Origin of the sequence: Clostridium sp. MF28 (assembly GCF_002969175.1) — a bacterium.
Taxonomy (GTDB): domain Bacteria; phylum Bacillota; class Clostridia; order Clostridiales; family Clostridiaceae; genus Clostridium; species Clostridium beijerinckii.
Genome location: NZ_CP014331.1, coordinates 4,005,702 through 4,023,044, shown reverse-complemented (window position 1 = coordinate 4,023,044; position 17,343 = coordinate 4,005,702). Strand labels below are relative to the sequence as shown.

The 17,343-nt window shown below is 29.4% G+C and carries 18 protein-coding genes; 2 read left to right on the top strand and 16 right to left on the bottom strand.

Translation table 11 applies throughout. The features are described from left to right. Window positions 1–75 precede the first annotated feature (75 nt). The 3 genes from AXY43_RS17735 to AXY43_RS17725 all read right to left on the bottom strand — a co-directional run bounded on the left by AXY43_RS17735 (window position 76) and on the right by AXY43_RS17725 (window position 2,151). Entirely contained in the window at window positions 76–474 is a 399-nt protein-coding gene (locus tag AXY43_RS17735; protein WP_105411891.1) for an RDD family protein, read from the bottom strand. A gap of 20 nt (window positions 475–494) precedes the next feature. Further along, window positions 495–1,187, bottom strand: coding sequence for a hypothetical protein (locus tag AXY43_RS17730; RefSeq protein ID WP_105411890.1), 693 nt, complete (start codon window positions 1,185–1,187; stop codon window positions 495–497). Between the two features lie 277 nt (window positions 1,188–1,464). Then, window positions 1,465–2,151 carry a helix-hairpin-helix domain-containing protein gene (locus AXY43_RS17725; RefSeq protein WP_105411889.1) on the bottom strand — a complete coding sequence of 229 codons (687 nt, stop codon included), beginning with the start codon at window positions 2,149–2,151 and terminating at the stop codon, window positions 1,465–1,467. A gap of 165 nt (window positions 2,152–2,316) precedes the next feature. Here AXY43_RS17725 and AXY43_RS17720 point away from each other — a divergent pair, with 165 nt between their 5' ends. Beyond that, entirely contained in the window at window positions 2,317–3,552 is a 1,236-nt protein-coding gene (locus tag AXY43_RS17720) for a D-alanyl-D-alanine carboxypeptidase family protein (protein WP_105411888.1), read from the top strand. A gap of 63 nt (window positions 3,553–3,615) precedes the next feature. Here the strand turns inward: AXY43_RS17720 and asd are convergent, their stop codons facing one another. Continuing rightward, window positions 3,616–4,701: an aspartate-semialdehyde dehydrogenase gene (asd, locus tag AXY43_RS17715; protein WP_105411887.1), complete on the bottom strand. Its 1,086-nt coding sequence runs from the start codon at window positions 4,699–4,701 to the stop codon at window positions 3,616–3,618. Window positions 4,702–4,822: 121 nt separating this feature from the next. On the opposite strand from asd, the gene AXY43_RS17710 reads away from it, so the two are divergent. Continuing rightward, window positions 4,823–5,719, top strand: coding sequence for a LysR family transcriptional regulator (locus tag AXY43_RS17710; RefSeq protein WP_077856096.1), 897 nt, complete (start codon window positions 4,823–4,825; stop codon window positions 5,717–5,719). A 74-nt stretch (window positions 5,720–5,793) separates the two neighbouring features. Here the strand turns inward: AXY43_RS17710 and AXY43_RS17705 are convergent, their stop codons facing one another. The 12 genes from AXY43_RS17705 to AXY43_RS17650 all read right to left on the bottom strand — a co-directional run bounded on the left by AXY43_RS17705 (window position 5,794) and on the right by AXY43_RS17650 (window position 17,116). Beyond that, on the bottom strand, window positions 5,794–6,693 hold the full coding sequence (locus AXY43_RS17705) for an RluA family pseudouridine synthase (protein ID WP_077856097.1): 900 nt from the start codon (window positions 6,691–6,693) through the stop codon (window positions 5,794–5,796). A 201-nt stretch (window positions 6,694–6,894) separates the two neighbouring features. After that, window positions 6,895–8,187 carry an LCP family protein gene (locus AXY43_RS17700; RefSeq protein ID WP_077856098.1) on the bottom strand — a complete coding sequence of 431 codons (1,293 nt, stop codon included), beginning with the start codon at window positions 8,185–8,187 and terminating at the stop codon, window positions 6,895–6,897. Window positions 8,188–8,286: 99 nt separating this feature from the next. Continuing rightward, window positions 8,287–8,865: a bis(5'-nucleosyl)-tetraphosphatase (symmetrical) YqeK gene (gene yqeK, locus AXY43_RS17695; RefSeq protein ID WP_077856099.1), complete on the bottom strand. Its 579-nt coding sequence runs from the start codon at window positions 8,863–8,865 to the stop codon at window positions 8,287–8,289. A gap of 64 nt (window positions 8,866–8,929) precedes the next feature. Next, entirely contained in the window at window positions 8,930–9,544 is a 615-nt protein-coding gene (gene nadD, locus AXY43_RS17690; protein ID WP_011967862.1) for a nicotinate-nucleotide adenylyltransferase, read from the bottom strand. Window positions 9,545–9,706: 162 nt separating this feature from the next. Further along, window positions 9,707–10,009, bottom strand: coding sequence for a ribosome assembly RNA-binding protein YhbY (gene yhbY / locus AXY43_RS17685; protein ID WP_011967861.1), 303 nt, complete (start codon window positions 10,007–10,009; stop codon window positions 9,707–9,709). A 147-nt stretch (window positions 10,010–10,156) separates the two neighbouring features. Next, window positions 10,157–11,449 (bottom strand): GTPase ObgE, encoded by a 1,293-nt coding sequence (gene obgE / locus AXY43_RS17680; protein WP_011967860.1) that lies wholly within the window; start codon window positions 11,447–11,449, stop codon window positions 10,157–10,159. Between the two features lie 301 nt (window positions 11,450–11,750). Then, window positions 11,751–12,050 (bottom strand): 50S ribosomal protein L27, encoded by a 300-nt coding sequence (gene rpmA / locus AXY43_RS17675; RefSeq protein ID WP_011967859.1) that lies wholly within the window; start codon window positions 12,048–12,050, stop codon window positions 11,751–11,753. Window positions 12,051–12,054: 4 nt separating this feature from the next. Beyond that, window positions 12,055–12,441, bottom strand: a complete 387-nt coding sequence (locus AXY43_RS17670) for a ribosomal-processing cysteine protease Prp (protein ID WP_011967858.1) — start codon at window positions 12,439–12,441, stop codon at window positions 12,055–12,057. Between the two features lie 7 nt (window positions 12,442–12,448). Further along, window positions 12,449–12,760: a 50S ribosomal protein L21 gene (gene rplU / locus AXY43_RS17665; RefSeq protein ID WP_011967857.1), complete on the bottom strand. Its 312-nt coding sequence runs from the start codon at window positions 12,758–12,760 to the stop codon at window positions 12,449–12,451. A gap of 175 nt (window positions 12,761–12,935) precedes the next feature. Further along, window positions 12,936–14,384, bottom strand: coding sequence for an Rne/Rng family ribonuclease (locus AXY43_RS17660; RefSeq protein ID WP_011967856.1), 1,449 nt, complete (start codon window positions 14,382–14,384; stop codon window positions 12,936–12,938). A 190-nt stretch (window positions 14,385–14,574) separates the two neighbouring features. Continuing rightward, window positions 14,575–15,276 (bottom strand): TIGR03936 family radical SAM-associated protein, encoded by a 702-nt coding sequence (locus tag AXY43_RS17655; protein WP_077856100.1) that lies wholly within the window; start codon window positions 15,274–15,276, stop codon window positions 14,575–14,577. Continuing rightward, window positions 15,260–17,116, bottom strand: a complete 1,857-nt coding sequence (locus AXY43_RS17650; protein WP_077856101.1) for a TIGR03960 family B12-binding radical SAM protein — start codon at window positions 17,114–17,116, stop codon at window positions 15,260–15,262. Before AXY43_RS17650 ends, AXY43_RS17655 begins: the two co-directional genes overlap by 17 nt. Window positions 17,117–17,343: the final 227 nt, after the last annotated feature.

Genomic DNA, 17,343 nt, shown 5'->3' with positions numbered 1-17,343 from the left:
TCTCTAATAAAAATTAAGAATATAAAAAGTAATTTTTATATTCTTTAAATTATAATAGTAAATTCAGTTTATAAATTAATTCATATTTAATATCTTTTTCCCAAAGGTATTTTCTAGTTTACTCTTTTCCATTATTGGGGCATAAATACAATTTATAATAAAATATATTATTCCTCCTGCTAAAATTATAGATCCATTATCCCTTACGAACATGTATCCACATAATTTTAAAATTATATCACACAATAGTACTAATAAAGCTGAACCAGCAATCATTAATAACTGATCAAGTGCGTTAGCTAATATAATTTTAGAAGAAGCTTGTTTATCTGATTCTTCATCGCTAGTTATTAAACTTTCAACCTCTTTATTAACATTGTTATCTGTTTCTTCTTCAGTATCCGAAATCTTTTTAATTTCGTTTTCTTCCACTTCATCGTTTATTTCATTTTCATTTAAGTTATCTTTTTCCAAAAAATTTTCCCCCTTGTAATCTACTTCATACTCATTTCACCATCAGCAAATTTGTACTTCTTTGTAGATAATTTATATATTATACACGTTTTGGTAGCTAAGATCTCTTCCTTTAAGCCATCAATTGTGTTATTAATCTGAACTTGGTTTTCACCACTTTTTAGTTTATCAATTATTTGTTTATTTATGTCTGAATAATCTCTACCTTCTTGGTCTGTAAATGCTTCTATGTACTTTTTAAAAGATGTCTTTCCTAAGTCAAAATTATTATTCTTTATTGCACTCTCACCATCAAAATTTAAGCTCAACTTTAGACTTATATCACCAGTCTCTAAGTTATCACCATATGTCTTCATTCCAAAATACATACTTTCAATTTTATTTACTTCTGGCTTTTGATTGTCAAAATATATGGAGTTATCATTTACAGATTCATCTTTTTCTTTTCTTGTTTTCTCATCTTTTGTATATTTTACCCCTAAATCCTTGGTTATATTCTCCATATTTGATAATTTATCTTTAAATAACTTTTGTGTCTGATCTAATGTATAATTTTTTGCCCATTTTCCCTCTAAACTGTCATCATTAGAGTTTGTGCTACTTTCCGTTGTTGTGTCCGTTTTCTTTGTTGAACTATCTGTAGCATTTTTACACCCAGCTAACGATGCTGCAACTATTATGCTCATAAGTATACTTATAACCTTTTTAGACACTAAATTTTCCCCCTTATTTAAATTAGATGTTATTTTTATGTCTAACTAATATACGGCAAATGAATAATACAATTTTACCATCAGTGTATTACAACTATGTGTCAATATTATACCTTTTTTCTTACCTAAATAATATTATATTCTCTTTTCTAGACTGCTTTTACATTCATTTAATATAATTAGTTTTGATATACCACTGTTTATTATATATTTTTTTACTCTTTCATGCAATTATTATAACGTTAACAAGTATTAATGTAATATATTTGTAAGTTGTTCAAACTTCAATTTGTTCCTTTATTCGCTCAAACATGTTATCTCCTATTCCAGATACATTTTTTATTTCCTCAATTGATTTAAATCCACCGCTTTTTTCTCTATATTCAATTATGCCTTTTGCTTTTGAATCACCTATGCCATTTAATGTCTTTAATTGATCTAATGTTGCACTATTTAAATTAATTTTTTTATCTGAAATATCTTTATTACTAGAATTTGAATTTACAGTTTGGATTTCCTTGTTTTCATCATTTTTATTTGAAATATAAATCAATTCATGATCTTGCAACTTTTTTGCTCTGTTTATATTACTTAAATCTGCATTTTCAGTAAGCCCACCTGATATGTCTATGAGATCCTTTACTATTGAATTTTCACTCATTGTATAAACATCTGGCTTTTTCACTTCTCCTTTTATTTCTACAACTATGTTCTTATTTTTTGCTGTAACTATTTGTTTCTTGCTATCATTATTATTTGATTTATTATTATTTTTAACATTAACTGATTCATCATTTGATGTATCAGCCTCAATACTATCATCTACAAAGATACTTTCAGTATCATTTTTCTTCAGCTCTTTAAACCCAGATTTCACATATAATCCTATAAGTACAATTACCACAATAAATAGCATACTCAATATACCAATTTTTTTCTTATCTTTTAAGAACTCTTGTACCACTTCTTTTTCTCCTTTATAATTTCTCCTTAGATATTATTTCCACTTTTTTATTATTTAGACTCTTATTGGAATCTATTTGAACTTTGTATAGCGTAAATTCTTTTTTTTTGATAAAATGTATTTTGAGTACCATTAAAAATATTCAATATAAGTATGGAGAATTTTATGAAAAGAATTTTTAAAACATTTAATATATTATTCTTGTTTTTATTTTGCTTTACCTATACTAGTGTACAAGCAGAAACACAGCCTCCACAAATTAACGCTGAGGGTTGTGCTTTAATTGATGCATCTACTGGACAAGTGTTATATGGGAAAAATGAAGAGAAAGTTTTGGAGCCTGCTTCAACTACTAAGGTTATGACTGCAATTATAACTTTAGAAAAGTGCAAACTAGATGATGAAGTGACAGTTCAAGAAGATTTCACTAAAATAGATGGAACTGCTGTTGGTTTATTAAAAGGTGATGTAGTAACTGTTCGCGATTTGCTTTTAGGGCTTCTTTTGGAATCAGGAAACGATTGTGCAAATGCTTTAGCTGATCACATATCAGGAAGTACAGAAGCATTTTCTAAACTTATGAATGAAAAAGCAAAAGAACTTGGAGCTTTACACACAAACTTCAAAAATCCAAGTGGATTGCCAGATCCTGAACATACAACTACTGCTCACGATTTAGCGTTATTTTTAAGAGAAGCTATCAATAATAAAGATTACGTTCAACTATCTACCACACCAAATTACACAATAACGCTTAAGAATAATCCTTCAAAGACTATTGTACTTAACAATAAAAATTATATGATAAATAAGAATTCTAGATATTATTATCCTTTTGCTCTTTGCGGTAAAAATGGCTATACAACAAAATCAAATCATACTTACGTAGCTGCTGCAGAAAAGAACGGACATGTTCTTGTAGCTTCATTTTTAAATGCGCTTGATAAAGATCAAAACTTTCATGATATGCAAGCAGTTTTAAATTACGGCTTTGATAATTATTCTTTAGTTCACCTTTACCAAAAAGGCGATGAAGTCTCACAGTACAAAATAACTAACAATCTTACAATACCTGTTATGGCCTCAAAAGATATTGATTGTGATGTTCCTAAGGGTCAGGAAGATTCAGTATCTTCTGAAATAAAAATACAGGATCAGGATTTAAGCAAACAATCATTTAATGAAGGTGATAATATACTAAAAGGTACTGTTTATGTCAATGACAAAGAATATACAACTATGGATTTAGCTGCTGGAACATCTAGAAAGTATGAATTTCCTCTTTCTATTAATTCATTGTCAAACAATGTAAATTCAGAACTCTATATAGGATCTGTCGCTATTGTTTTAGCAGGAGTATTTGGATTAAGGAAGCTTATAAATATAAAATTAAAGAAATAAAAATAAAGGAAGCAACAGATGACTTCCTTTATTTTTATTTAAATATATATTAATTATAAAAATTTACTTTGCATTTAAATATCCACAAGCTTTCAAATATTCAGCCGAAAGAACTCCACCACCTGCTGCGCCTCTTAATGTATTATGAGAAAGGCACACAAATTTGTAATCAAATATCTTATCTTCTCGTAATCTTCCCATTGATATTCCCATTCCATTTTCATAATCTCTATCTAAATTAGTTTGAGGTCTATTATTCTCTGTGAAGTATTTCAAAAATTTCTTTGGAGCACTTGGAAGCCCTAGAACTATTTCTGGAACTTTGAAGTTTTCCCATCTACTAATTATTTCTTCTTTCGAAGGTTTGTTCTTAAAACTAACATAAACTGCTGCCAAATGTCCATTTGCTACAGGTACTCTTATACATTGAGTTGTAATAATCGGACTATTAGCATTTATAATTTTACCAGATTCTATTTGTCCCCATATTTTTAGTGGTTCATTCTCACTTTTCTCTTCTTCACCATCAATAAATGGTATCACGTTATCAATAATTTCAGGGCACTCATTAAAAGTTTTACCTGCTCCGGAAATGGCTTGATAGGTACATGCCAGAATATTCTTAGGATTGTACTCCATAAGGGCATTTATTGGAGGAACATAACTTTGAATTGAGCAATTAGGCTTTACTGCTATAAATCCTCTTTTTGTTCCTAAACGTTTCTTTTGGCTTTCAATAATCTGTGCATGTATTCCATTTATCTCTGGAATTAACATCGGCACATCATCCACATTTCTATTAGCTGAATTATTTGAAATAACTGGTGTTTCATGTTTCGCATAATCTTCTTCAAGTAACTTAGTTTGTTCCTTATTTAGAGAAATTGCACAAAATACAAAATCCACCATACCAGAGATTTCTTCAACTTTAAATGCATCCTCAACTACCATATCCTTATATTTTTCAGGTAATGGTGTTGTCATCTTCCATCTATTAGCTATTGCCTCTTTATAAGTTACCCCTGCTGAATTTTTACTTGCCGCTAGCACTGTAACTTCAAACCAAGGATGATTTTCTAATAAGCATAAAAACCTTTGTCCAACCATTCCTGTGGCACCTATTATACCAACCTTCAACTTGTCTCCCATTAAAACCACCTCTTAAAATTAATTTTGCTTATCTATTATAAGTATGATATCATTTATGCATATATTAGTAAAATTGATAATTTCTATTAACATAATCAATTATTTTGATGGAGATGATTATATGGACTTTAAACAACTTAATGCTTTCTTAACGATAAGCAAACTTCAAAGTTTTACTAAAGCAGCCGATAACCTGGGCTATGCTCAATCTAGTATAACGACACAAATTAAGCTTTTGGAAAGTGAGCTTGGTGTAAAACTTTTTGAAAGAATAGGTAAAAACATAACTTTAACACATGAAGGAAAGAAACTTTTGCCATATGCAAAACAAATATTAAAACTATCAAGTGATGTAAAAAATGCTGTACTTAATACTGACGTTCCAAGTGGTACATTAACAATTGGTGCTGCTGAATCTTTATGTGTATTAAGACTTCCTGAAATCCTTAAAGAATACAAAAAGCTATATCCTGAAGTGGACATCTCTTTAAAATTTGGAAATTGTGCTGAATTTAAATATTTCTTAAATGATAATATTATTGATGTAGCATTTTCATTAGGTGTAAAAATTAATTCAGCAGAATTTATATCAGAAATCGAAATTCCAGAGCCAATGTTGCTTTTAGCATATCCTGGCCATCCCCTTATAAATAAAAAAGAAGTATTTCCAAAAGATATCGAGTCAGAACCACTTATATTAACAGAAATGGGATGTAGCTACAGAGCTACATTAGAAAATATATTAAACAGTTGCAATATAAAGCCAAATGTAGCTATAGAAACAGGAAGTATTCAAGCTATTAAACAATTTACAATGAGTGGTCTTGGAATAACCTTACTTCCAAAGGTTGCTGTTGATGATGAAATAAATAGTGGTAAACTTGTTCCTCTAAATTGGGAAGGCCCTGACTTTGGAATAATATCTCAAGTACTTTATCACAAAAACAAATGGATCTCTCCTGCTCTAAAAGAATTCTTAAATTTATCAAGAAGTTTTATGGAATCATACTTACAATAGAATAATTCAAAAGCTCAAGCAACTTATTAAATTAGATGCTTGAGCTTTTTACATTGTTACTTATCATATTAAATTTATTTCAATTTACTAATTAATTCTTTCATATCATCTGGAAGTTCTGCTCTTAATGAAAGTATTTCACCACTTCTTGGAGATTTAAAATCTAATCCATAGGCATGAAGAGCCTGCCTTTTTATAAAATCTTCTTCATCCCCATCTCCATATAATGTATCACCGTAAATGGGATGACCCAAATGACTCAAATGAACTCTAATTTGATGGGTTCTTCCAGTCTCAAGTTTGCATTCTACTAAACTTGATTCATTGTATTCTTCAACAACTTTATAGTGAGTTATACTCCTTTGACCTCTCTCATCAATAACTCTCCTAATGCCATTTTCAATTCCTTCAGGTTTATATATTGGTAGATCAATCGTGCCTTGTTTTTCTTTTATAATTCCATGAACTAATGCTAAATATTTTTTTTCTACCTTATTTTCACTCATTTCTTTAGATAGCATTCCATGAGAAAACTGATTTTTAGCAATTATAATAAGACCTGATGTATTCATATCTAATCTAGAAACTAATCTAACTATACAATTTTGACCGCTCTCCATAAAATAATTTATTACTCCATTTGCAAGAGTCCCACTTTGATAACTTTTAGTTGGATGCACCACCATAAAAGGTTTCTTGTTGACTACTAAAATATCTTCATCTTCATAAACTATATCTATATCCATTTTTTCTGGAGCTATATCCTGACTTTCATCTTTTGCCAGATCAATTTTAATAATTTCTCCCTCATTTAGAACTCTATTCATTTTTACAACTTCATCATTAACAAATATTCTTTTACCAAGAGATGCACTTCTAATTAATCTTGTTGATAAGCCAAGTTCCACTTTCAAATATTCTCTTATTTTAGTGCCCTTCTCTATGTTAACAACCTGTTTTTCTAAAATACTCATATAATTTATCTTCTCCTCATATAGTATAATTTAGGAATATGTCAAATTGATAATGCACAATAACGATAATACTCCTTCTAATATCTTTGTATTTTTACTAACCATACATATCCATTAAGTTTATGTGCATTACTCTACTAGAAATAAGCAACATATTATGTGGAGTGTTTCATTGAGCCACCACAAAACTCTAAATTTACTTTACTTACCAAAGGTTTCAAAATCCTTACCTAAGATTATAATCACATCATAATCTTTATATTCTTTCTTGTTATCTTTTTCATCATTTTCTTTTATATTTAAATCCTGTTTAATAGTCTTTAATTTATCAGCATCATTACTAAGTATCTCACTTTTATCACTAAGTTCAGTATTGCCAGTATCAACTTTTGTATACCCAGCATCATTTAATTCCTTTGCTACTTTTGCCGCCAATCCATTAATCTTTGTGGCATTTAAAACCTTAATTCTTATATCATCTTTTGCTGCTCCTTCTGCTAATTTATTAGATGCAGAAGATGAAGTAAGTGATGATAATATATCTTTATTTTCATTTTTATCAACTATTAAAAATGACTCTCCATTTATGGTTTTTGGTGTTCCACTTACAGTTGCCATTGTTACATTTTCCTTTTTTATACCAATAAATTTAAACCCATATCCTAAAATATCAGTTGGTGACAGATTAGTTTCTACATTATCTCCTAATGCTGTCATTATTTTAGGTGCTCTAAATATTACAAAAGGACTTGTACACTTTTCAATAACCTTAGAAATAAATTTTTGTTGATTTTCTATTCTATCTAAATCTCCATTAGCAAGTCCACTTCCATCATTATTTTTTCTCCACCTAAAAAATTCCTCTGCTTTCTTACCATCTAGAGTTACAGTTTCACCGGCTTTAAAATTTATATGAAGATTTTGACCTTCATCATCATAAATCATATTTCTATCGATCTTCATTTCAATTCCTCCGATAGCATCAATGATTTCACGAAAAGCATTGTAATCGACTTTAACTATATAATTTATATTTATATTCAGTAGATTTTCAACTTCTGATTTTATCTTCGGATATCCACCAATTGCATAAGCTGAATTTATTTTAACATTTCTATCATTTATACTTATTAGTGTATCTCTTGGAACAGACACAATACGAATACTTTTGGTTTGAGGATTATAATTAGCTACAATTATTGTATCTGTTCTCTTTATTGATTGATTATTTAACTGCTTCGGATCTCCTATATCCATACCAAGTAACAAGATATTTACTGGCTGATTAAACGATACACTTGCACCACTTGGCATTAATTTGCTCTCAACCTTCATTAAAGCATAAACTCCAGATACCATTGATACTATAACAAAAGTTATTATAAGAGATATAATACCTAAAACTAACTTTTCAAATACTGTTGTAGAATCATTACCCTTTTTAAAAATTTTTAAGAATGCTGTATCTCTCTTTTTATTAGTTTTCCTTCTCATGCACCCACCTCTTATAAATTTTCTTTACTTAATATAATATACATTAAGTAACCTCTCTAATCTCATTAAATAAGTCGAAATTTCTATTTATATCAATACTTATAATTTAAATTCAGGATTAAATAGAAAATAATTTCGTGCCTTTATAGTATTTTCATCAATTAATAAGTTTCTAGCCAATAATATTTTTATGCTACTAGTCAAACCAAAATAGACTCCTTTATCCAAGTTATCAAATGTAGTTCTTCTTATCTCATCAACCCCATCAAAATTTCTTCCAGGTTCTATCATATCTGCTATATAAATAATCTTTGTTAAAGTGGACATATCCTCTTTACCTGTAGTATGCCATCTTATGGCATCCAGTATTTCATCGTCATCAATTCCAAGTTTATCTTTTGCCTCCATTGGTGCAACAATACTGTGCCATAAATTCATATTCTTTTCTTCTATCTCAGATATAATAACATTATTTTCTTTCATCATTTCTCTCATTTTATCTATAGATAAATTTTTAGCAACATCATGAGCAAGACCTGCAATTTCAGCCTTCTTTTCTGAAACTCCATTTAGTTTTGCTAACCGCTTTGCTGTGTCTGCAACCCCTAAAGTATGCATATAACGCTTTTCTAACAAATTAGATTTAAGATACAAATTCATTTCTTCTATGGATAACAAGATAACTTCCTCCTAAAATTAAATATATTTCTATAAATCACCAGAGCATTAGCTTTATGAAATTCTATCTATATAGCCTATTTTTATAGATAATATCCGAAACTCTCTCTGGCACAAAAAAATCTATTCTCTTATTTTCATGTACTCTATTTCTTATATCAGTTGATGATATTTCAAGTTCTTTCAAATCTAAAACAATTATTTTTCCATTATACTTTTCTTCTATCATATGTTTCCTATTTATCATATCACTTTTGTTTATTCCTCCTCTTGAGAACACCACAAGAGTTGCTAGTGAAAAGATTTTTTTTACTTCTTTCCACTTTTCCATGCTAAACAAACAATCTGCTCCAGTTATAAAAAACAATTCATTATCTTTATCTCTATCACTAATCTTATTTTTGAAATACTCTAATGTTTCATGAGTAAAACTAAGTCCGCCCTTCTCTATTTCATAATCCGATACAGAAAACTCGCTAAAGTGCTCTATCGCTGCTTTAACCATACTATACCTTAATCCAGGATCTGTAATTATATTATTGGCCTTAAGCGGCTGTATTCCTGCCGGCATAAAGATCACTTCATCTAAGCTTAATTTTTCTTTAGCTTCATAGGCTATATATAAATGCGCATTATGAATAGGGTCAAAAGTACCACCTATTATACCAAAGCGTTTCATAAGATTTCCTCCAAAAGTATTATACTTATTATAATCATATTAAAAATTCCTTTTTTATTATATCATGAAGTAAACTTAAATATTATTTTTAATATCTTAATTTTTATAAAAAAAGAAGCTTCTATAAAAGCAGCTTCTCTATTAATTATTTCCTATATATAATTATTTATTAGGTAATTCAATTTTTCTCTTTTTCAAATTGCTAGATTGTTTATATAAAACTATCTTATTACCTATTGCTTGAATTCCTTCACATTTTACAGCTTTACATATCATATCAGAAGTTTCTCTTGTTTCTAAACCACTGTTCTCTAAAACTTTTATTTTAATTAATTCTCGGGCTTCTAATGCTTGTGAAACTTGTATTAAAAAGTTTTCCTCAACACCATTTTTACCTATTTGAAATATTGGTGAAATATCATTAGCTAATCCTCTTAAATAAGCTCTTTGTTTTCCTGTTAACATATTATTTATTCCTCCTAAAATTTTTCAACATATTTGTTGTATTAATTATCCCTGGGGGTTATTTTTCAACTTATAACTTAAATTTCACTGCACTCAATTATAAGCAGAACATTTTTATATAGCAATATAATATTAAATTTGAATTAATTAAAGTATATATTCAAATTCAAAATCATTTAATCTAACCATATCACCGTCTTTTACTCCCATTTCTCTAAGTTCATCAAAAATACCTTTATTTCTAAGAACCTTATGGAAGTATCTTAAAGAATCTGCATCATTTACATTTACTGCACTTAGTAATCTATCTACAAATGTACCTTCAACTATATAAACATCATATCCCTCTTCTTTATTATGTTCAACAGTAATATCATAAGTAAATCTCTTTTCTTCTGGTATGTACATTTCATCTTCTGAGATTTCTAATTCTTTAACTGGAATATCCTTAAGTATTCTTGCCGCTTCTTTCATTACAGCATCAACACCTTCATTAGTAGCTGCTGACATCTTAAATACTTTATCAAATCCCATTTCTTGAACTTTCTTTTTAAAGTCTTCAAATATGCCTTCATCATAAAGCATATCAGATTTATTAGCCACAACAATTTGAGGTCTATCCCAAAGTTTTACAGAATACTTCTTTAATTCCTCATTGATTTTAATGAAATCTTCAAAAGGATCTCTTCCTTCAACACCAGATATATCAACTATATGAATTAAAAGTCTAGTTCTCTCGATATGTCTTAAAAATTGTATTCCAAGTCCAACACCTTCTGCTGCTCCTTCAATTATTCCTGGAATATCAGCCATTACAAAAGGATCAATCCCATCAACAGCAACAACACCTAGATTAGGTTTTAATGTAGTAAAATGATAATTTGCAATCTTCGGTTTTGCTTTTGTTGTCATTGATAACAATGTTGATTTACCTACATTAGGGAATCCTAATAATCCAACATCAGCAAGTAACTTTAATTCTAAAACTATATTTAACTCGTCTCCTGGCATCCCTGGTTCTGCATAATGAGGTGCTTGCTTAGTAGCAGTAGCAAATTTAACATTTCCCTTTCCACCTTTTCCACCTCTTAATAATACTAATTCTTGCCCCTTATGAGAAAGATCTGCAATTATCTTATTAGTTTCTGCTTCTCTTATAATGGTTCCCATAGGTACCTTTATATATAAACTTTCACCATCTTTACCATAGCATTTTGAACCGCCGCCATTTTCACCAGATTCTGCAATAAACTTTTTCTTGTATTTAAAGTCTAATAACGTTGTTATTCCAGTTTCAACTTGAAAAATGATGCTACCACCTTTTCCTCCATCTCCACCATCTGGTCCACCTAGAGGTACATACTTTTCTCTTCTAAATGAAATAGCACCATTACCACCGTTACCAGATTTAACGAAAACCTTCGCCGTATCTATAAACATAAAAATCACCTTTCCTTGTTTGTTTTACTTTATCATCTTAATATAAAATTTTTTAGTTCTATTATTACTTATTCTTTCCTAAAAAATATCGCTTTATTATATAATATTGGATTTAATGTCTAATCTCAATATATATTATCATAAAAATATTAAGGCATATCAAAGAAAATAACATCTAAAATGCTAGTCTATTTCTCTGATATCTGTCACTCTAGACATCGGCACCTTCTTAACTCATTATTTTCTTTCATATGCCTTAAAAAAGCACTCTTAAACTAAGAGTGCTTTATTTCTAAAATAATTATTCAGCTATTGCTTCAACGTCTACTGGGTAAACACTTGCTCTTTTCTTATCTCTACCAAGTCTTTCGAATTTAACAACTCCATCAACTTTAGCAAATAAAGTATCGTCCTTACCTTTTCCAACATTTTCACCTGGGTGAATTTTAGTTCCTCTTTGTCTTACAAGAATATTTCCAGCAAGAACAAATTGTCCGTCAGCAGATTTAACTCCTAATCTTTTTGATTCAGAGTCTCTACCATTCTTAGAACTACCAACCCCTTTTTTATGAGCGAATAATTGAAGGTTCATAATTAGCATGTGACTACACCTCCTCTTTTATTAAAGTTATATATTCTCTACGTTTCTTTTTCCCTACTAATTGATCAAATCCTAAAATTACACTTTCCAAGCTTTTTTCAAAAGTTTTTAATAAAACTTGAGCTTGATTTAGTTCTTCTAGATTAAAATCTTGAAGGTCTAATTTTAAGTATCCATCTTGTATTTCGTATGTTGAATTAAGTTCTAAAACTTCATCCAAACCAATAATTACACTTTGAGATAAAACTGAAACTGAATTACATATCATATCAAATGCTTCACCTACTAAAGCAGGCTCATTTGAAAAATCTCTGTCATTACCTATAGCGTGACCATTTATTACGAATCCAACAATATCATTATTATGTTGTTTGATTTTTACTTTAACCATAATTTTATTATGCTTCGATCTTTTCGATTACTAGCTTAGTGTAAGGTTGTCTGTGTCCATTCTTTCTTCTATAGTCCTTTTTAGACTTATACTTGAAAACTACAACTTTCTTTGCCTTACCTTGTGCTGCAACCTTAGCTACAACTTTAGCTCCTTCAACTACTGGCGCACCAACTTTGATACCTTCCTCAGTTCCTACAGCTAAAACTTCGTTTAATTCAACTGTTGAGTCAACATCAGCGTTAAGTTTTTCAACGTATATTACGTCTCCTTCTTGAACTCTGTATTGTTTTCCTCCTGTTGCTAATACTGCGTACATTAAAACACCTCCTCATAACGGTCTCGCCACTTTTGGTACAAAGATTCAACCTTGTTTTACATAAAACCTTACGTGCGCGGTCTACAAAAGCCAGTTTATCATATTTCTATTACTTTGTAAAGTATAATCTATAATTTATCCATATAAACATAATTTAGCATGATTGTTAACTGATTTAATACTTTTCTATAACTGTAACTTTATAATCTTTTAAATTATCTTTTTGCCCCTGAAATATCAGTGGTTCAATTTTATATCCTTCTATATTATCTACATAATTTAGATATATCTCTTTATCTAATCCATCTATTTCTTTCATAAACTCAAAAATATTTTCTCTTATTCTATCTTTATAAACGCTATCCATTTGTATATGAAAACAATTTATAGAACTTTCTTCCTGCATCCTTACTATATCATTTTTTATTAGCCCTTCAATATAAGATAACTTTAGAATTATTCCTCTTCCTTTACATAGGCTGCATTCTTCTTCCATATATTCATATATACTTTTTCCTTGCCTCTTTCTAGCTATTTGAACCAAATCTAGCTGGGTAAATGGGAATATCTTTACATTACCTTTATCTAACCTAAGACTTTCCTTAAGTGCATCCATTACAATATCTCTTTGACTTTTATCTCTCATATCAATAAAATCTATTACTATAATTCCACTTAAGTTTCTAAGCCTAATCTGTTTTCCTATTTCTCTAGCCGCTTCTAAATTAGTTTCCAAAATTGTTTTATTGAAACTTTTCTCCTTTATGTTTTTTCCACTATTAACATCAATAACATACATTGCTTCAGTTCTATCAATTACTATGTATCCGCCACATTGTAGGTTAACTTTATTATGCCTCAACCTTAATAGTTCTTTCTCAATTCCATAAAAATCAAAAAGTTTTCTATATCCTTCATACTTCTCTATTTTTAAATTTTCCTGTCCTTTGGCAAAGCTTGATATCTTATCAAAATCAATGCTATTATCAACATAAATTTTTATAATTTCTTCTCCAGAAAAATTCATCAAAAGCTTAGTTAATGTTAAATCTTCACCATAAATCTTTCTTACTCCTAATGAATGTTTCATTTTCTTATCTATATTTTGAAATTCATCATAAAGCTTAGAAATCTCATTTTTAAGAATATTTATATCTACATTTGCACCTTCTGTCCTTACTGTTATGCAAACATCTTTTAACGGTTCAATATTACTCAATAGTTCTATTTTCTTTTCTTTATCTTCTATTCTCTTAGAAAATTCTATTCCTTGCTCATAACAATTTAAGACAATATATTTCCCGGGAATTGACACCTTTGCAGTTAATTTGGCGCCTTTATCATTAAGAGGCTCTTTTAAAACTTCTACTAGTATATCGTCTCCCTTTTTTATTCCTTTTGCCTTTAATTCATCACTATAATATAGGTAACCTTCTTTATCTAACCCCAAATCAACAAACACTGAGTTTATAGCCGGAATTATGTTTTTAATCTTCCCCTTATAAATTTCTCCTATTATGGGTTCATTCTTACTTTCTTCAACGATACTTTCTATCAATTCATTATTAGATTTAATAGCTACCCTTAAAATTCTTTCTCTTCTCTCAACAAAAATCTCTTTCATTCTATAACACATCCTAGTCAATGCACAATGCACAGTTCACAATGCACAATTAGTGAGCAATTTCCTTTGAAAATCTAATTATCATATAATTTGATACCTTAGTATTTTGCATTTATTATAATTTTTAAAATCTCTTAAGAGATTTATTCCTTAATTGTGTATTGCGCATTGTAAATTGTGAATTATATATTTATACACATTTATATAATGGTACAAGTTTATTATTCTTGTAAAAATACATTTCTTCTCTTTTGGTATTAACAAACGAATCTAAAATCGCATTTGAAGTTTTTTCTTGGATATAACTAACAAGTAAATCTGCGCTTAAATGTTCCCTACTTCCTGTACTTATAACTGCATTAAGAATTAAGAACTCATCTTTAACCCAGAAACTAAACTCCTTAACAAAAGCCCTTATATTGACTTCTCTTTCACCTTTTTTGCTTTTCTTGACTGTATTCCACTCATTAGTTTCTAAAAGTTTACTAACTTCCTCTTCTAAATTCGAGACATCAGAATACTTAATTTTTATAGTATATCTTGCTGCATCAATTAAAGCCATAGCTTGAGGAACTTTCTTCTCTCCTTCTTTATAAGGAATTGCAAGTGCACTTATATATTTTATTCCACTTGGCGCGGTCTCATTTAATTTATCCACAATTTCATTTTCATCCATCTCAGTTGTTAACACCATATCCATATATTCACCACTTGAATAGACTCCTACCGATAAAGGTTGTGCTATTGATGTATTCATATGGGGGTTAAATCCTTGAGAGTATTCTATAGGTAGCCCCGCTCTTCTAATATTTTTTTGAATAGTTTTAAGCACATCTAAATGAGATATGAACTTAATATTTTCCTCTTTAGTAAATTTAGTTAAGTATCGCACCTTCAAAACACTCCCCATCTTTAAAGTTCACATTAATTCCACATCCTGTACATCCTTCTCTACAGTTTTGTGTTAACTCTGCTCTTTTAGCTTTTTCATTTTCTATTTCTAAATATTTTCTATTTACTCCAATATCAATGAAATCCCATGGTAATACTTCATCATAACTTCTTTCTCTATATGCGTAGAAATCTACAGTTAAATTACACTCTTCCATTGCTTCCATCCATACATCAAATTTAAAGTGTTGATCCCATCCATCAAATCTAGCACCTTTTTCAAAGGCTTTTATTAAAACCTCACATAATCTTCTATCACCTCTTGCAAAAACAGACTCCATTACAGACGTTTTTTGTTCATGATAATTGTAGACTATACATTTTGATTGAATTGAAGATTTAACAGCTTTGATCTTTTCAGTAACATCTTCAAACTTTGCCATAGGTGCCCATTGGAATGGAGTAAATGGTTTCGGTATAAGTATTGATGTACTTACTGTAAGCCTTAAACCTTTATTATTATTTATCTTATTTGGCACTTGTTTATATCTATATACTATTTTTTCTGCTAATTCTCCAATTCCCATGCAATCTTCAAGCTCTTCATATGGAAGTCCAATCATGAAATAAAGCTTTAAAGTTTTCCACCCAGCTGCAAATGCACTTGTAGCTGCATCTAAAATTTTATCTTCAGTAAGACCCTTGTTAATTATGTCCCTCATTCTTTGAGAACCTGCTTCTGGTGCAAAAGTTAATCCTGTCTTTCTTACCTTCTGAATATCCTTAAGCAAATCTACAGAAAAAGCATCAACTCTTATAGACGGAAGTGCTATACCAACTCTGTCGTCTTCATGCTCATTAACTAAATCTGTAATTAATCCTTTTATATCAGAATAATCACATGTACTTAATGATGAAAGAGAAATTTCTTCATATCCTGTACTTTTAACTAATTTTCTTGCTAATTCCTTTAAATCTTCTCTTGTTTTTTCCCTAACTGGTCTATAGAGCATACCTGCCTGACAGAATCTACATCCATTTGTACATCCCCTAAATAATTCTAGAACTATTCTGTCATGAACAATTTCTGAATAAGGAACTATTATATCTGTAGGGAAATCTACCTTAGTATAATTATTTATAATTCTCTTTGTAATAGTTTTTGGCACATCATCATATTTAGGTCTAAATTCTTTAATTGTACTATCCTCATTGTAAATAACATCATATAATGAAGGTACATAAATACCTTGTATTTTAGATATTTCTCTTAGGAATTCTTTCTTCTTTCCTTTTCCTTTATACTTCTTATAAACATCTAAAACGTCATTCATCATTTCTTCACCTTCACCAATTTCAAAGAAATCAATGATATCATATAAAGGTTCTGGGTTATATGCACAAGGTCCACCAGCCATAACTATCGGCTCATCTTCTCCTCTTTCTGATGCTCTTATAGTAATGCCAGACATATTAAGCATATTTAAAATATTTGTATAACTCATCTCATATTGAAGTGTAAAACCTAAAATATTAAACTCCTTTAGAGAATCTTTTGTTTCTAACGTGAATAATGGAATATTATTTTTTCTAAGCTGCTCTTCCATATCAGGCCATGGTGCAAATGATCTTTCACAATATGTATCACTTCTTTGATTTATAGTATGATAAAGTATTCTGCTTCCTAAATGTGACATTCCAACTTCATAAACGTCTGGAAAGCAAAATGCAAATCTTATGTCAACTTCCTTTGGATCTTTAACAATCTCATTTAATTCTCCACCAGTATATCTACTTGGTTTTTCAACTTTAAATAAGATATCATCTGAAATTTTATTCATTAATAAATTTCCTCCTTAAAACACACTATCATATGTGCAATTCTGCATAAATGATCACCTTTAAATTTTTGTCAAATTTAAAGAATTTAAAACTTTTAGTATATCAAATACTAAATGAACGCACTTTTTGCTTATGCATAAATAAAAGAAGTATAAACTCTAATTGCTATACTTCTTATTTGCTACCCCTATTCTAACATAATTAATTCTGATTGGGAATATTCTTA

Bases quoted from the DNA above. Each gene is read 5' to 3' on its own strand.
- obgE (WP_011967860.1), bottom strand. From the start codon at position 11,449: ATGTTTATAGATACGGCGAAGGTTTTCGTTAAATCTGGTAACGGTGGT.
- asd (WP_105411887.1), bottom strand. From the start codon at position 4,701: ATGGGAGACAAGTTGAAGGTTGGTATAATAGGTGCCACAGGAATGGTT.
- rplU (WP_011967857.1), bottom strand. From the start codon at position 12,760: ATGTACGCAGTATTAGCAACAGGAGGAAAACAATACAGAGTTCAAGAA.
- AXY43_RS17700 (WP_077856098.1), bottom strand. From the start codon at position 8,187: ATGAGAAGGAAAACTAATAAAAAGAGAGATACAGCATTCTTAAAAATT.
- AXY43_RS17660 (WP_011967856.1), bottom strand. From the start codon at position 14,384: ATGAAAGAGATTTTTGTTGAGAGAAGAGAAAGAATTTTAAGGGTAGCT.
- nadD (WP_011967862.1), bottom strand. From the start codon at position 9,544: ATGAAACGCTTTGGTATAATAGGTGGTACTTTTGACCCTATTCATAAT.
- AXY43_RS17670 (WP_011967858.1), bottom strand. From the start codon at position 12,441: ATGGTTAAAGTAAAAATCAAACAACATAATAATGATATTGTTGGATTC.
- AXY43_RS17705 (WP_077856097.1), bottom strand. From the start codon at position 6,693: ATGAGTATTTTAGAAAAACAGGTTGTTAACATAGAGAAGGGCACTAAA.
- AXY43_RS17720 (WP_105411888.1), top strand. From the start codon at position 2,317: ATGAAAAGAATTTTTAAAACATTTAATATATTATTCTTGTTTTTATTT.
- AXY43_RS17710 (WP_077856096.1), top strand. From the start codon at position 4,823: ATGGACTTTAAACAACTTAATGCTTTCTTAACGATAAGCAAACTTCAA.
- yhbY (WP_011967861.1), bottom strand. From the start codon at position 10,009: ATGTTAACAGGAAAACAAAGAGCTTATTTAAGAGGATTAGCTAATGAT.
- rpmA (WP_011967859.1), bottom strand. From the start codon at position 12,050: ATGCTAATTATGAACCTTCAATTATTCGCTCATAAAAAAGGGGTTGGT.
- AXY43_RS17650 (WP_077856101.1), bottom strand. From the start codon at position 17,116: ATGAATAAAATTTCAGATGATATCTTATTTAAAGTTGAAAAACCAAGT.